Origin of the sequence: Pseudomonas sp. LD120, assembly GCF_009861525.1 — a bacterium.
Lineage (GTDB): Bacteria > Pseudomonadota > Gammaproteobacteria > Pseudomonadales > Pseudomonadaceae > Aquipseudomonas.
The window spans coordinates 176417-191191 of record NZ_WVHL01000005.1; the positions used below are offsets into that span (position 1 = coordinate 176417).

A 14775-nucleotide genomic window follows, 5' to 3' on the forward strand; every position below is an offset into this window, starting at 1 on the left:
ATCCACAGGCCCGGACCTGAGCGACGGGGTGGTATGCAAGTCGATCTAGAGACACAAGGGGCCGAAGTGGCTGCCATGCCACGGTTTCAGCGGGCAGCGTTTCACACCGGGCGTTTGCAGCGCTGGGGCGCCGGTTTGCTCGGGCTGGCGGTGCTGGGGCTGGTGTCGGCGGTGTTTGTCGACCTGTTTGCGGCGCTGACGATCTGGCCGGCGCTGCTGGTGAACCTGTCGTGTGCCTTGCTGGTGGTCGTGGCGGGCCTGCAATCGGCCTGCTGGGTCAGTCGTTGGCGGGAGGAGGCGATCAACCTGTCGGCAGCGCTGGCGCCAGAGGCGGTGGATAAGCCGGTGGCTGAAGGTTTCACGGCCGCCCTGGGTGTCCGTTGGCGCCTTCTGCTACAGCAGATCGGTGCGCCGACCTTGTGGCTTGCCGGCTGGTCGCTGTTGATCCTGTACAGCCAGGCCCAGGTGTTCAACCTGTCGTTGCCCGCCAGCGCCCTGGGTTTGAGCGCCAGTGTCGCGGCGGTGCTGGCGCTGTTGCTGGCCTTTGCGCTGCTGGTACTGGAGCGGCAACTGGCTCAGGAGTCATCCGCCCAATGGCCGGAAGCCGCTGCCCTGGCGCAACTGGTGCGGGTGGCCATCGGCTGTTTGCTGGTCAGTGCCCTGTGTCTGTTGTTCAGCCGCGAGGCGGCGTTGTGGCCGGTGCGGTTGGCGGTGTTGATCGGTCTGTTGCCGGCACTGGTGGCGGGTGAGTGGCTGTTGCGGGCGCTGTTGTCGCTGTTCAGCCCTCAGCACGATCGGCGTGAACCACGTTTGCTGGCCCACAGTTTTATTGCCCACCTGTTGCGTTGGCCTCCGCAACCGCTGCTCAGTGTGCAGCACGAATTGCACAACCGTTTTGGTATCGATCTGCGGCAGATCTGGGCCTTTGCCTACATGCGCCGGGCTTGCCTGCCGATAGTCGCGGTGGTGCTGTTGCTAGGCTGGCTATTGACCGGTGTTCACGAACTTTCGCTGCAAAATCGCGGTATTTATGAGCGATTCGGCAAGCCGGTCAAGGTCTTCGCCCCTGGCTTGCATGTCGGTCTGCCTTGGCCGCTGGGGCGCGTGATAAGCGTGGAAAACGGCGTGGTTCATGAGCTGGCCACCAGCGTTGGCGACAATTCGCAACCCCTTCCGCCAGCGTCGGCCGAAGGCCCGGCGCCGGCGATTGCCAATCGCCTGTGGGACGCCAGCCACATCAATGACAAATCCCAGGTGATCGCCAGTGGCAATGCCCGGCAACAGAGCTTTCAGATCGTCAACATGGACGTGCGCTTTATCTATCGCATTGGCCTGGATGATGCCTCAGCCCTGGCGGCCACCTATCACAGTGACGATGTGCCAACGCTGATTCGCCGCACCGCCAGCCGAGTGCTGGTGCACGATTTTGCCTCGCGCACCCTCGACGGTTTGCTGGGCGAAGACCGTACCGGTTTGGCGGATGACATTGGCAGGGCCGTGCAGGCCGATCTGGCCAGGCTCGACAGCGGGGTGGAAATTCTGGCCACCGTGGTCGAGGCCATTCACCCGCCAGCCGGGGCCGCCAATGCCTATCACGGGGTGCAGGCGGCGCAGATCGGCGCCCAGGCGCTGATAGCCCGCGAGCGCGGCGCGGCCGCCGAACAAACCAATCAGGCGCAGTTGCAGGCCAGCGTCATCAGCGATAAAGCCCGGGCCGACGCCCGTGAAGTGCAGGCCACGGCCGAGGCCGCCGATCGCCGTTTCGCTGCCGAACAGCAAGCCTATGCCCGCGCCGGACAGGCGTTTGTCCTGGAGCAGTACTTGAGCCAACTGAGCCAGGGCCTGCGTCAGGCCAAGCTGCTGATTCTCGATCATCGTCTGGGGGGCGACACTGCGCCGACCCTCGACCTGCGTACGTTCACCTTACCGGCCGACCCTGTGCCGCCGCGTAAAGCCGCTCAGCCAGGAGCCGTCCATTGAGTCTGTCTTCCCACCCCCACGATCACGCCGCTCATGACCATGGGCACGGCCATCATCACCATCACGGGCATCACCACCCTCACCACGGTGCGCCGGCCGAGGCGGGACCTTTTCCCTGGCGGCGCATGAGCTGGGCGCTGCTGTTGGTGCTGTTCGCCATCGCCGCCGCGAGTCTGGTGCAAGTCCGCTCCGGCGAGGCCACGGTGATCACCCGTTTCGGCAACCCGGCTCGGGTGCTGCTGGAACCGGGCCTGAGCTGGCGCTGGCCGGCACCGTTCGAGGCGGCGATTGCGGTGGATTTGCGTCTGCGCACCACCTCCAGCGGTTTGCAGGATGTGGGCACCCGCGATGGGCTGCGCATCATCGTCCAGGCTTATGTGGCCTGGCGGGTGCAGGGCGACCCGGACAATGTGCAGCGCTTTATGCGCGCGGTGCAGAACCAGCCCGATGAGGCCGCGCGGCAGATTCGTACCTTTGTCGGATCTGCCCTGGAAACCACCGCCAGCAGTTTTGATCTGGCCAATCTGGTGAACACCGACGCCAGCCAAGTACGAATCGCCGACTTCGAGGCGCAACTGCGCAAGCAGATCGATCAGCAACTGCTGGCCACCTATGGAGTGCGCGTGGTGCAAGTGGGTATCGAACGCCTGACTCTGCCGTCGGTGACGCTGACGGCCACGGTGGATCGTATGCGCGCCGAACGGGAAACCATCGCCACGGAACGCACCGCTATCGGCAAGCGCGAAGCGGCGCAGATTCGTTCCGCTGCCGAGCGTGATGCACGGATTGTTCAGGCCGATGCTTCGGTCAAGGCCGCGGATATCGAAGCCCAGTCGCGGGTCGAAGCGGCGCGGATTTATGGTCGCGCCTACGCCAGTTCACCACAGCTGTACAACCTGCTGCGTGCGCTGGACACCTTGGGCACCGTGGTGACGCCTGGCACTCAGGTGATTTTGCGTACCGACGCGGCGCCGTTCCGGGCGTTGGTGGATGGCCCGCCGAACCTGCCGAACACAGCCCCTGGATCACAGCCATGAGTCAGGTTCCACGTGGAACACATGAGCTGAGCAGTCCGTGGATTCAGGCTGGTCGCCTGGCGTTTATCGCGCTGTATGCGGTGACCGTGTTGGCTGCGCTGGCGTGGGCGGTATCCAACGTCCGGCAGATCGATGCACAAGATCGGGCGGTGGTGCTGCGCTTCGGCGCGGAGAATCGGGTGCAGAACGCCGGTTTGTTGTTGGCCTGGCCGCAGCCTTTTGAGCAGGTGGTGTTGCTGCCGGCCGCTGACCGGGTGCTTGAGCGTCATGTTGAAGGCCTGCTGCGTTCCGATGCGGCGCTGGCTGCGGATCGGGTCGCGACTTTTGCCACCCCCTTGAACGACACACTGGCCGGTTCGGGCTATCTGCTGACTGGCGATGCTGGCGTGGTGCAACTGGATGTGCGGGTCTTCTATAAGGTCAGCGATCCCTACGCTTATGTGCTGCAAGGCGAACATGTGCTGCCAGCCCTGGACCGGTTGGTCACCCGCAGCGCCCTGGCCCTGACTGCCGCCCGCGACCTGGACACCATTCTGGTGGCGCGTCCGGAGTTGATCGGCGGTGACAATCAGGCCGCCGAGCGCCGTGAGCGGCTGCGGGGCGATTTGCTGCACAGCATCAATCAGCGCCTCATGCAACTGAGTGCCAGCGGCCAGGGGATTGGCGTCGAGGTCACCCGGGTGGACGTGCAATCGAGTTTGCCCGCTCCGGCGGTGAGTGCGTTCAACGCGGTGTTGACCGCCAGCCAGCAAGCCGACAAAGCGGTGGCCAATGCCCGCACCGAGGCCGAGAAGCTGACCCAGAGCGCTAACCAGCAAGCCGATCACCGTCTGCAAGTGGCCCATGCCCAAGCCCGCGAGCGCTTGGCCCTGGCCCAGGCGCAGACCGCCACGGTGCAGAGCCTGGCCCAGGCGCAGCGCGACGGCACCGATCCGGAAATGCTCCTGCGTATCTACCGTGAGCGCTTGCCGAAGATCCTGGCTCGGGCCGGCTCGGTGATCACGGTCAATCCTAAAGACGATTCCCGGCTGATCATTCAGGGGGCCAAACAATGACTGCTTCTGTCCATGGGGCGGCTCCCGTGAGTCTGTTGACCTCGGCCGAGCAACGTCGCGCCGCGCGCCAGTTGACCCTGGCCATGCTGGCGTTGGGGCTGCTGGGCCTTGGCCTGGTGTGGCGCTGGCTGGCACCGGCGCAGCTTGGCGTCAGCCAGATGTTGCTGGGGGTGGCCTCGCTGCTGGTGGCGGTGCCCGTGATGCGCTCGGCCTGGTTCAGCCTGCGTTATCCCAGCCTGCACGGCATCACCGATCAACTGATTGCTTTGGCCATGCTCGGCGCCTGGGCGACTGGAGACCTGCTGACCGCGGCCTTGTTGCCGATCATCATGATCTTCGGCCATGTGCTGGAGGAGCGCAGCGTGATCGGCTCCCAGGAAGCCATTGATGCACTGGGCCGACTGACTCGCAGCCAGGCGCGGCGGGTCCAGGCAGATGGCAGTGTGCTGGAGGTGGATAACGCCACCCTCAAGCCCGGCGACCGGGTGGAGGTGCGCGCCGGTGACCGGGTGCCCGCCGATGGCGTGGTGCTGGCCGGCCAGGCGAGCCTCGATACCGCGCCAATCACCGGGGAATCGGTGCCGCTGGAAGCCGTGGTGGGCACGCAGGTGTTCGGCGGGGCGATCAACCTCGACGGCCTGTTGCGCCTGGAAGTGACCCGTACCGGCGAGGCGTCGACCCTGGGCAAGGTGATTGCCCTGATGCAAAGCGCCGAACGGGCCAAGCCGCCCATCACCCGTTTGCTGGAGCGTTACGCCAGCAGTTATCTGGTGCTGGTGCTGCTGTTGGCGGCGGTGACCTGGTTTATCACCGACGATGCTCAGGCGATGCTCGCGGTGTTGGTGGCAGCTTGTCCTTGCGCCCTGGTGCTGTCGGCGCCGGCCACCGCCATCGCCGGGATCGCCGTGGCGGCGCGCCACGGCATTCTGATCCGTAGCTCGGCGTTTCTGGAGGAGTTGGCGGACTTGACCTCACTGGTGGTGGACAAGACCGGCACCCTGACCTTTGGTGCCTTGCGCCTGCAAGGCATCGACAGCGCCCAACCCGACCGGCCGGGCCTGCTGGACCTCGCCGCCAGCCTGGGCTCGGCCAGCAGCCATCCGGTGAGCCGGGCGCTGGCAGGGTTGGTGCCTCAGGAGCAGCATTGGGCACTACGGGACATCCATGAGCGTCAGGGGCTGGGCGTTGTAGCACAAACCGCTGAAGGCGAGGCGGCGCTGGGGCGTCCCGAGCTGTTTACCCAGTTGGGCATCGCCACGCATCCGGTGCCAAGTCACGATGGGCCGATTGCCGGGCTGGCGCTCAACGGCGAGTTTCTGGGCTGGTTGTTGCTGGCCGACAGCGTCAAACCCGAGGCGCGCCTGGCCTTGGCTGAGCTGCACGAGCTGGGCCTGGGCCGGCAGTTGCTGCTCACCGGCGACCGTCAGAGCGTGGCTGACAGCCTGGCGTTGGAGGTGGGCATCAGCGATGTCGAGGCCCAGGCATTACCCGAGGACAAACTCAAGCGCGTGCTGGGAGAGATCGATAAGGGCTTTCGGCCGATGGTGGTGGGGGATGGCATCAACGACTCCTTGGCCCTCAAGGCCGGGGTGGTGGGCGTGGCAATGGGCGCCGGAGGCGCCGACATTGCCCTGGCCTCGGCGGATGTGGTACTGATCGGCAGTGACCTGAGACGCCTGGGGACCTGCGTGCGCCTGAGCCGGGAGTGCCGACGCACCTTGCAGGTCAATGTGATCATCGGTCTGGGCTGGACCTTGGCCATCGTTGCCCTGGCCGCGTTTGGCTGGCTGGGGGCGGCGGGGGCGATGATCGCGGCGCTGCTGCACAACCTCAGTACCTTGCTGGTGCTGGGCAATGCCGGGCGCCTGCTGCGCTTTCAGGAACCGTTATCCAAGCTCTGAATCAAGGGCGCGGCGCGGGTTGGTGAATTGTTTCTGTTTTTTTTCATCCCGGCTGTAACGCCGGGATGGCTCCTCTCTCTAGTGCTATGACGGGATTGAACACGCTCCCGCCGTCCCCCTGCGACTATTGAGGAATTAAACATGAACATGAAAAAAACCGCTGCCGGTGCTGCCCTGGCTTTCGCTGCCGCCACCCTGTTTGCCGGTGTTGCGACTCAGGTATCGGCCGCCGATGCCCAGGTTCATTGTTACGGCGTGAATGGTTGCAAAGGCCAGAACGACTGCAAAACCAAGGACCACGCATGCAAAGGCATGGGCGCTTGCAAAGGCCAGGGCTTCAAGGTCATGACCCAGTCCGCGTGCGAAAAAGCCGACGGCAAAGTCGGCGAGTAAGCGGCAGTCCAGTGAGCCGCAGTGGCGCTGGCCACCACTGCGGCCACGTTGCCAAGGAGTTCGCGATGTCTGATTTCCCTTTGAGCCTGGGCTACGGCCTGGGTTTGCGCAGTGCCTACTATCAGCAGATTCTCGACGAAGCGCCGAACATCGACTGGTTTGAAGTGGTGTCCGAGAACTTTATGGTTGAAGGCGGCAAGGCCCTTTATTACCTGGACGCCATTGCTGAGCGTTACCCGATCGTGATGCATGGGGTGTCACTGTCGATTGGCGGCCCCCATGCCCTGGACCTGGATTACCTGTCGCAACTCAAGCAACTGGCCAAGCGCGTTGGCCCGGCCTGGGTCTCCGATCACCTGTGCTGGAGTCGCGGTAATGCCCATCAATTACACGATCTGTTGCCCTTGCCCTACACCGAGGAAAGTCTGGAGTACGTGGCGGGTCGGGTGCGTCAGGTACAGGACGTGCTGGAGCGGCCCTTGGTGCTGGAGAACGTCTCCAGTTATGTGCGCGCCGCCGCCGATGAATTCAGCGAATGGGCGTTTCTCGCGGCCCTGAGCCAGCTCAGCGGCTGCGAGCTGTTGCTGGACGTGAACAACGTCTATGTCAGTTCGCGCAATCACGGTTTCGATCCCTGGCAGTTCATTCAGGGGCTGCCGGCGCAGCGGGTGCGTCAACTGCATCTGGCCGGTCATCAAGACTATGGCGACTACGTGATCGATACCCACGACCATCCGGTGTGCGATCCGGTTTGGGCCTTGTATCAGCGGACCCTCGAACACCTGGGACCGGTTTCGACGCTGCTGGAGCGTGACGACCATTTTCCACCCCTGAGTGAACTGCTCGGCGAGTTGCACAAGGCTCGTGAGCTGGGTCAACAGACTCTAGCCGGGAGGCGGCAATGCGCCTGAACGAGTGGCAGTTGGCCTTTGAAGCCTATTTGCTGGCAGAGCAACCCCAGGTGAACGCCGCGCTGGCCGACAGCCTGATGGGCGGGCCGTCCCTGGACGTCGGCACCGGTCTGGCGATTTATCACAACGCCTATCAAGCGCGGCTGTTAGAGGTCATGGGCGCTGATTTTCCGACGATCCTCTACTGGCTTGGGGATGACGAGTTCCAAGCCCTGGCCGCTGCTTATATACGTCAGACACCGTCCCGACATTTCAGTTTGCGCTGGTTGGGGCAGGGCTTTGGCGAATTTATCCAGGGGCATCTGGTGCCCGAGCAGGGCGCGCCCCTGGCCGAACTGGCGCGTCTGGAGTGGGCCTTCACCCTGGCTTTTGACGCCGCTGAGGCTCAGGTGCTGACGGTGCCGGACATGGCCGCGCTGGATGCCGAAGCCTGGCCCCTGCTGCAACTGCGCCTGGCGCCTTGTGTGCAGAGGCTCGACTGTCGTTACAACAGTGTCGCCCAGTGGCGGGCGGTCAAGGATCAAGCAGACTTCCCGGCCAGTGTTTTGCTCGAACACGAGCAGCTTTGTCTGGTTTGGCGCGCGGAACGAGTGTGCCGTTATCGCAGCTTGTCGGCCGAGGAGGCGCGGGCATTGCTGGGCATGATCGACGCGCAATGGAATTTCGCGGAACTCTGTGCAGAGCTGGCCGTCACTTATCGAGAGGGGGCCCCGCTGCAGGCGGCTACCTGGCTGAAACAATGGGTCGAAGAGGGCCTGGTTGTTCGCCACGCGTCCGGTGAATCGCTGGTCAGTCGTTAGTCAGCTATTTTTCGGCGATGGTCTACCCTCATTTCAGCACTCTGAAATAGGGGGGATATCTATGCTCGCGCAACTTCCACCGGCCTTACAGAATCTGCAACTGCCCTTGCGTCTGCGACTCTGGGACGGCCATGAGTTCAATTTCGGGCCCGAGCCCAGTGTCACCATCGTGGTCAAGGATCCGCAGTTGGTGGCGCAGTTCACCCATCCCAGCCTGGACGCCCTGGGGGCTGCATTCGTCGAGGGCAAACTGGAGATGGAAGGCTCCATCAGCGAAGTCATCCGGGTCTGTGCTGAGCTGAGCGAGGCCTTGCTCGATGATGACGGCGATAACCAGCCAGAACGCTCAATGCACGATAAAGCCACCGACGCGGCGGCCATTTCCTACCATTACGACCTGTCCAACGCCTTCTATCAGCTCTGGCTCGACAGCGACATGGCCTATTCCTGTGCCTACTTCGAGACAGGCAGCGAATCGTTGGAGCAGGCCCAGCAAGCCAAATTCCGTCATTTGTGCCGCAAGTTGCGCCTGCAACCGGGTGACTATTTGCTGGATGTCGGTTGTGGTTGGGGCGGGCTGGCCCGCTACGCCGCCCGTGAATTTGGCGCCAAGGTGTTCGGCATTACCTTGAGCAAGGCGCAGCTGGCCCTGGCCCGGGAGCGAGTCAGCGCCGAAGGCCTGGACGATCAGGTGGAGTTGCAGCTCCTGGATTATCGCGATCTGCCCCAGGACGGGCGCTTCGACAAGGTGGTCAGTGTCGGCATGTTCGAGCACGTCGGCCACGCCAACCTGGCGCAGTACTGCCAGACCCTGTTCAACGCCGTGCGCGAGGGCGGGTTGGTGATGAACCACGGGATTACCGCCAAGTACATCGATGGGCGACCCGTGGGCCGGGGCGCCGGGAATTTCATCGAGCGTTATGTGTTCCCCAATGGCGAGCTGCCGCACTTGGCGATGATCTCGGCGCAGATCAGCGAAGCGGGGCTGGAAATTGTTGATGTCGAAAGCCTGCGCCTGCATTACGCCCGTACCCTGGACCACTGGAGCGAACGTCTGGAAGACAATCTTGAAGCCGCCGCCCGGCAGGTTCCTGAGCAGGCGTTACGCATCTGGCGGCTGTACCTGGCGGGTTGCGCCTACGCGTTTGCCCGAGGCTGGATCAACTTGCACCAGATCCTCGCGGTCAAGCCCCATGCCGATGGCAGTCATGAACTGCCCTGGACCCGCGACGATCTCTATAACCCTTGAAGCCGCGCTCTACAGAATCGGAGAAATCAGCCGCGCGACCCGCATGCCGAGCTTTTGTAGGCGGTGGGTCTGGCGGCTTTCTTCTCGGTCGATTTCCCGCGCCTTGGCGAAGTCGGCCCTGAGCATGTCCTCCACTGCCGTGGCGAAGTCGTCGTCCACGGTCAGCAGCATCACTTCGAAGTTCAGGCGGAATGAGCGGTTGTCCAGATTGGCGCTGCCAATGGCGCTGATCTCGTTGTCGATCAGCACCACCTTTTGATGCAAGAACCCCGGCTGGTAACGGAACACCCGGACCCCGGCGCGCACCGCTTCGAAGGCGTAGAGGCTGGATGCTGCGTAGACGATGCGGTGGTCCGGGCGGGCCGGCAGCAGGATGCGCACATCCACGCCGCGCAGGACCGCCAGGCGCAGGGCGGCGAATACCGCCTCGTCGGGAATGAAATACGGGCTGGTGATCCACACCCGCTCAGTGGCCGCGTGGATCGCTTCGACGAAGAACAGCGAGCAGGTTTCGTAGGCGTCGGCCGGGCCGCTGGCAAGCAGCTGGCAAAGCACGCCGTCGTCCGGGTAGGTGTCCGGGAGGATCAGCGGCGGCAGTTCCCGCGCCGCCCAGAACCAGTCCTCGGCAAAGGATTCCTGCAGGCAGGCCACCACCGGTCCGCTGACCTGCACGTGGGTATCGCGCCAGGGTGCCAGGGGCGGCTTCTTGCCCAGGTATTCATCGCCGACGTTGTGCCCGCCGACAAACCCTAGCAAACCGTCCACCACCACGATCTTGCGATGGTTGCGAAAGTTCACCTGAAAGCGGTTCAGCCAGCCGCTGCGGGTGGCGAACGCGCACACCCGGACCCCGGCCTCACGCAGGGTTTGCACGTAACTGGCGGGTAGGGAGTGGCTGCCGATGCCGTCGTAGAGCAGGTGGATCGACACGCCTTCGGCGGCTTTTTGCAGCAGCAGGCGTTGCAGGCGCCGGCCCAGATCGTCGTCGTGAATGATGAAAAACTGGATCAGCACCACCTTGTGGGCGCGGCGGATGGCGTTGAAGATCGCCTCGAAGGTGGCTTCGCCATCGATCAACAGGTGCACCTGATTGTTGGCCAGGCAGGGCATGCGTCCGAGCTTGGGCATGGCCCGCAGTGAGGCGTAGGCCAGGGAGGCGCGGGCGGTGAGTGCCTCTTCAATCCATGGACGCCAGTTCAGCTCATTGATGGCCTTGTGCATTTCCACGTTGGCTTGGCGCCGGGCCTGGATGTAGGCGTCGAAGGTACTGCGACCGAATACCAGGTAGGGGATCAGGGTCAGGTAGGGCATGAACATCAGCGACAAGGCCCAGGCAATGGCGCCTTGGGCGGTTCTGACGGTAAGCACGGCATGGATCGCGGCAATCAGTCCGAGAAAATGCAGCGTTGCAATGAGATAGCCAAAGATGTGCGGGCCAAAGTAATCCATGGGGCGACCTTGCTCCTGAAGAGACAGTCCTTAACAGACCATGTTCCACCGCGAATGTCGCTATTTTATTCTGCATGCAACGCCGTGCCTTGGCCGAAGTCTAACGGCCACTATTGTCTAGGAGTCATTCGATGAAACTTCGTTTACTGGGTTGGGCCTTGGCGGCGGGTCTGGTGTTGCCGGTGGCGGTGCAGGCGCAGATGCTGCAACCGGGTTTATGGGAATTAACCAGCAGCAATATGAAGATCGATGACCAGAACCTGCCGGATTTGTCGTTGATCCTGGGCCAGTTGCAGCAACAGATGACCCCGGATCAACGGGCCATGCTGGAAAAGCAGGGCGTGACTATGGGCGGCAAGGGCATTCGTGTGTGCCTGACCCCGGCTCAGGTACAGTCCGACACCATACCGCTGCAGGACCCGCAATCGGGTTGCCAGCAGCAGGTCACCGAACGCAACGGCGATCAGTGGAAGTTCCGCTTCAGTTGCCCCAAGGCCCAGGGGAATGGCGTGGCCAAGTTCATCAGCGATCGCGAGTTCACCACCCAGGTGATTGGCACCTTCAATGTCACGGGCATGCAACAGAAGGGCAGCCTGGACACCCGTGCGGTGTGGCTGGGGCAAGACTGCGGTACGGTCAAACCCCGCGCCTCGTAATCCGATCCGCGGGCGTTGGCTTGCCAGCGTCGGCGCGTCCCATACAAGCTTGCGGGGCGCTGCCGTCGCCGGCAAGCCGGGGGGCGCGGCTACTGAATGCGCGCCAACGCCTGTTCCAGTGTCAGTCGCCCCAGGTCTTCGCCGTTGCGACTGCGCAGGCTGACATAACCCCCGGCTTTTTCCTTGTCACCCGTCACCAGCAGATAAGGCACCTTCTGCAGGCTGTGCTCGCGGATCTTGTAGCCGATCTTTTCGTTGCGCAGGTCAACGCTGGCCCGCAGTCCACGTTGGCGCAGGCGGTCGGCGATGTCTTGCGCATAGTCGGCCTGCGCTTCGCTGATGTTCAGCACCACCACCTGTTGCGGCGCCAGCCACAGGGGCAGGGCGCCGCCGTGGTGTTCCAACAGAATGCCGATGAAGCGCTCCAGCGATCCGAACAACGCGCGGTGCAGCATCACCGGTGGGTGGCGCTCACCGTTGTCACTGATGTAGCCGATGGCGAAGCGTTCGGGCAGGTTGAGGTCCACTTGCAGGGTGCCGCACTGCCAGTCGCGGCCGATGGCATCGCGGAGCACGAACTCCAGTTTGGGGCCGTAGAAGGCGCCTTCGCCAGGGTTGAGCCGGTAGTCGATCTGCATGCTGTGCAAGGCGCCGAGCAGAGCGTTTTCCAACTGGTCCCACACCTCGTCGCTACCCATGCGATGGGCCGGGCGGGTCGAGAGTTTGACCGCCACCTCGGTAAAACCGAACTCCTTATAGATGTCGAACACCAGGGCGATGGTGCGGGCGCATTCGCCTTGCATCTGTTGCGGGGTACAGAAGATGTGCGCGTCGTCTTGGGTGAAGTGACGCACCCGCAGCAAGCCGTGCAGGGCTCCCGAAGGTTCGTAGCGGTGGACCTTGCCGAACTCGGCGATGCGCAGCGGCAGGTCGCGGTAACTCTTCAGGCCGTGGCCGAAGATTGCCACTGCGCCTGGGCAGTTCATCGGCTTGAGAGCGAAGGTGCGCTGGTCTTCGGTGCTGGTGGTGAACATGTGGTCGCGGTAATTCTGCCAGTGCCCGGAGGTTTCCCAGAGGCTGCGGTCCATCACATCCGGGGTGTTCACTTCCTGGTAGCCGGCTTGTTCCTGGCGCCGACGCATGTAGCTGATCAGTTGCTGAAACAGCGTCCAGCCCTTGGCATGCCAGAACACCGAACCTGGGGCGCAGTCGTCGAAGTGGAACAGGTCCAGCTGTTGCCCCAGCTTGCGGTGGTCGCGCTTGGCCGCTTGCTCCTGGCGAGCCAGGTAGGCGTCCAGTTCCTGGCGGGTGGCCCAGCAGGTGCCGTAGATCCGTTGCAGCGGCGCGTTGTTGGCGTCGCCGCGCCAGTAGGCGCCCGCCACCTTGGTCAATTTGAAGGCGCGCAACAGGCCGGTGGCACGCACGTGGGGGCCACGGCACAGGTCTTCGAAATCGCCCTGGCGGTACAGCGATAGCACGGCGTCCTGGGGCAGGTCGCGAATCAGTTCGACCTTGTAGTGCTCGCCCTGGGCGGCGAAGTGTTCCAGCGCCTGCTCCCGGGACAGCTCGCGGCGGTGTATCGAGTGATTGGTGGCGGCGAGGCTGGCCATGCGCGCCTCGATCACGCTGAGGTCTTCGGGGGTGAAGGGGCGCTCGTAGGCGAAGTCATAGAAAAAGCCGTCTTCGATCAGCGGGCCGATGGTGACCTGGGCCGTCGGATACAGCTGTTTCACCGCCATGGCCAACAGGTGGGCGCAGGAGTGGCGCAGCACCTCTAACCCTTCTGGATCACGGGCGGTCACGATGCTCAGGCTGGCGTCCTTGTGCAGTTGGTAATCGCAGTCCACCAGGCGACCATCGACACGCCCGGCCACGGCGGCTTTGGCCAGGCCGCTGCCGATGCTGGCGGCGACCTCGAACACGGACAACGGCGGCTCGTACTCACGGCACGCGCCATCAGGCAGGGTGATGCGGATCATCTTCGGTGGTCCTTGGTCTGGCGAGGGGGATTAGCGGGTGAAGCGCAGGGGCAGGCCCTGACAGTCGTGGTAAAGGCGTCCCTGGTGCCACGCGAGCTGGCCGGAAACCAAGGTGGTGCTGACGCTGTGGCGCAAGGTCTGGCCGGTGAAAGGCGTCCAGCCGCACCGAGCGAGGATCGGTTGGCTGTCCACGGCCAGTCCTTCGGGCTCGGGGCGGATCAGCACCAGGTCGGCCCAGTAACCTTCACGCAGGTATCCGCGATCGGGAATGGCGAACAAGTCGGCCACTCGGTGACTGGTCTTGGCCACCAGGGTGGTCAGCGGCAGTAGCTGGTCGGCGACCAACTCCAGCAAGGCCGGCAAGGCATGTTGCACCAAGGGCAGGCCCGCCGGGGCGCGGGTGTAGGGCTGTTGTTTCTGTTCCCAGGTGTGGGGCGCGTGATCGCTGCCGATGATGTCCAGGCGCTGGCTGTTCAGGGCTTGGCGCAGGGCGTCGCGATCGGCTTGGGTCTTGATTGCCGGGTTGCATTTGATCAAGTGGCCCAGGCGCGGATAGTCGCGTTCGTCGAACAACAGGTGATGCAGGCAGACTTCGGCGGTGATGCGTTTCTCGGCCAGGGGCCGGTCCTCGAACAGGGCCAGTTCACGGGCGCTGCTCAGGTGCAGCACGTGCAGACGCGTGCCATGTTTCTTCGCCAGTTCCACCGCCAACGACGAAGAGCGGTAGCAAGCGTCGGCATCGCGGATGCGTGGGTGGGCGGCGGCGGGAATCTGTTCTCCATACAGCTGCTGCCAGCGTTGTTGCTTGAGCTGGATGCTCGGGCTGTGTTCGCAGTGGGCGAGCAGGATGGTCGGCACCTCGCGGAACAGCCGGTCCAGCACCTGAGGGTCGTCCACCAGCAGGTTGCCGGTGGATGCGCCCATGAACACCTTGACCCCGGCTACTTCGCACGGATCAAGGGCGGCGACGATGTCCAGATTGTCGTTGCTGACGCCGAAGTGAAAGCCGAAGTTGGCCACCGAGGCGACCGCCGCGCGGCGTTTCTTGTCCGCCAGGGCTTCCAGGCTCAGGGTTGCCGGCGAGGTATTGGGCATGTCCATGAAACTGGTGATGCCGCCAGCCACCGCCGCGCGTGATTCGCTGTACAGGCTGCCTTTTTCCGGCGCGCCAGGATCCCGAAAGTGCACCTGGTCGTCGATCATGCCCGGCAGCAGCCACTGGCCGTGGGCGTCGATTTCGATCTCGGCGCTGAGGCGGTCCAGGCTACCGATGGTGTCGATGCGCCCGTGTGCCACCAGCACGTCGGCGTCGAACTCGCGGCCTTCGTTCACCAGGCGGGCATTGCGGATGAGGATTCGGCTCAT

Annotated in this window: 12 protein-coding genes; 9 read left to right on the forward strand and 3 right to left on the reverse strand. The window is 63.7% G+C overall.

The window, feature by feature from the left end:
• The first annotated feature begins 33 nt into the window (after positions 1 to 33).
• The 8 genes from hflK (PLD_RS15105) (at position 34) to cfaB (ending at position 9326) form a co-directional block, all read left to right on the forward strand.
• The gene (gene hflK / locus PLD_RS15105; protein ID WP_159894019.1) at positions 34 to 1980 is read left to right on the forward strand and encodes a protease modulator HflK; all 1947 of its coding nucleotides are present in this window, start codon (positions 34 to 36) and stop codon (positions 1978 to 1980) included.
• Positions 1977 to 3017 carry a protease modulator HflC gene (gene hflC / locus PLD_RS15110; protein ID WP_159894021.1) on the forward strand — a complete coding sequence of 347 codons (1041 nt, stop codon included), beginning with the start codon at positions 1977 to 1979 and terminating at the stop codon, positions 3015 to 3017. Before hflK (PLD_RS15105) ends, hflC begins: the two co-directional genes overlap by 4 nt.
• On the forward strand, positions 3014 to 4072 hold the full coding sequence (hflK, locus tag PLD_RS15115; protein WP_159894023.1) for a protease modulator HflK: 1059 nt from the start codon (positions 3014 to 3016) through the stop codon (positions 4070 to 4072). The genes hflC and hflK (PLD_RS15115) overlap by 4 nt, the downstream gene beginning before the upstream one ends.
• Complete coding sequence (locus PLD_RS15120; RefSeq protein WP_159894025.1) at positions 4069 to 5973, forward strand: heavy metal translocating P-type ATPase; 1905 nt, start codon at positions 4069 to 4071, stop codon at positions 5971 to 5973. Before hflK (PLD_RS15115) ends, PLD_RS15120 begins: the two co-directional genes overlap by 4 nt.
• 141 nt (positions 5974 to 6114) lie before the next feature.
• Positions 6115 to 6366 (forward strand): hypothetical protein, encoded by a 252-nt coding sequence (locus PLD_RS15125; RefSeq protein ID WP_159894027.1) that lies wholly within the window; start codon positions 6115 to 6117, stop codon positions 6364 to 6366.
• A gap of 65 nt (positions 6367 to 6431) precedes the next feature.
• A complete protein-coding gene (locus tag PLD_RS15130) occupies positions 6432 to 7277 on the forward strand; it encodes a DUF692 domain-containing protein (RefSeq protein WP_159894029.1) in 846 nt (281 codons plus the stop codon).
• Entirely contained in the window at positions 7268 to 8077 is an 810-nt protein-coding gene (locus PLD_RS15135) for a DNA-binding domain-containing protein (protein ID WP_159894031.1), read from the forward strand. The genes PLD_RS15130 and PLD_RS15135 overlap by 10 nt, the downstream gene beginning before the upstream one ends.
• Before the next feature lie 61 nt (positions 8078 to 8138).
• The gene (gene cfaB / locus PLD_RS15140) at positions 8139 to 9326 is read left to right on the forward strand and encodes a C17 cyclopropane fatty acid synthase CfaB (RefSeq protein ID WP_159894033.1); all 1188 of its coding nucleotides are present in this window, start codon (positions 8139 to 8141) and stop codon (positions 9324 to 9326) included.
• 9 nt (positions 9327 to 9335) lie between these two features.
• Here the strand turns inward: cfaB and cls are convergent, their stop codons facing one another.
• On the reverse strand, positions 9336 to 10775 hold the full coding sequence (cls, locus tag PLD_RS15145) for a cardiolipin synthase (protein ID WP_159894035.1): 1440 nt from the start codon (positions 10773 to 10775) through the stop codon (positions 9336 to 9338).
• 131 nt (positions 10776 to 10906) lie between these two features.
• On the opposite strand from cls, the gene PLD_RS15150 reads away from it, so the two are divergent.
• Entirely contained in the window at positions 10907 to 11431 is a 525-nt protein-coding gene (locus PLD_RS15150; RefSeq protein ID WP_159894037.1) for a DUF3617 domain-containing protein, read from the forward strand.
• A gap of 89 nt (positions 11432 to 11520) precedes the next feature.
• Here PLD_RS15150 and thrS read toward each other — a convergent pair whose 3' ends face one another.
• Together thrS and PLD_RS15160 are read right to left on the reverse strand one after the other, a co-directional pair.
• On the reverse strand, positions 11521 to 13410 hold the full coding sequence (gene thrS, locus PLD_RS15155; RefSeq protein ID WP_159894039.1) for a threonine--tRNA ligase: 1890 nt from the start codon (positions 13408 to 13410) through the stop codon (positions 11521 to 11523).
• Positions 13411 to 13440: 30 nt separating this feature from the next.
• Positions 13441 to 14775, reverse strand: a complete 1335-nt coding sequence (locus tag PLD_RS15160; protein WP_159894041.1) for a dihydroorotase — start codon at positions 14773 to 14775, stop codon at positions 13441 to 13443.

Bases quoted from the DNA above. Each gene is read 5' to 3' on its own strand.
- hflK (WP_159894019.1), top strand. From the start codon at position 34: ATGCAAGTCGATCTAGAGACACAAGGGGCCGAAGTGGCTGCCATGCCA.
- hflK (WP_159894023.1), top strand. From the start codon at position 3,014: ATGAGTCAGGTTCCACGTGGAACACATGAGCTGAGCAGTCCGTGGATT.
- PLD_RS15120 (WP_159894025.1), top strand. From the start codon at position 4,069: ATGACTGCTTCTGTCCATGGGGCGGCTCCCGTGAGTCTGTTGACCTCG.
- PLD_RS15125 (WP_159894027.1), top strand. From the start codon at position 6,115: ATGAACATGAAAAAAACCGCTGCCGGTGCTGCCCTGGCTTTCGCTGCC.
- PLD_RS15130 (WP_159894029.1), top strand. From the start codon at position 6,432: ATGTCTGATTTCCCTTTGAGCCTGGGCTACGGCCTGGGTTTGCGCAGT.
- PLD_RS15135 (WP_159894031.1), top strand. From the start codon at position 7,268: ATGCGCCTGAACGAGTGGCAGTTGGCCTTTGAAGCCTATTTGCTGGCA.
- cfaB (WP_159894033.1), top strand. From the start codon at position 8,139: ATGCTCGCGCAACTTCCACCGGCCTTACAGAATCTGCAACTGCCCTTG.
- cls (WP_159894035.1), bottom strand. From the start codon at position 10,775: ATGGATTACTTTGGCCCGCACATCTTTGGCTATCTCATTGCAACGCTG.
- PLD_RS15150 (WP_159894037.1), top strand. From the start codon at position 10,907: ATGAAACTTCGTTTACTGGGTTGGGCCTTGGCGGCGGGTCTGGTGTTG.
- thrS (WP_159894039.1), bottom strand. From the start codon at position 13,410: ATGATCCGCATCACCCTGCCTGATGGCGCGTGCCGTGAGTACGAGCCG.
- PLD_RS15160 (WP_159894041.1), bottom strand. From the start codon at position 14,775: ATGAGCCGAATCCTCATCCGCAATGCCCGCCTGGTGAACGAAGGCCGC.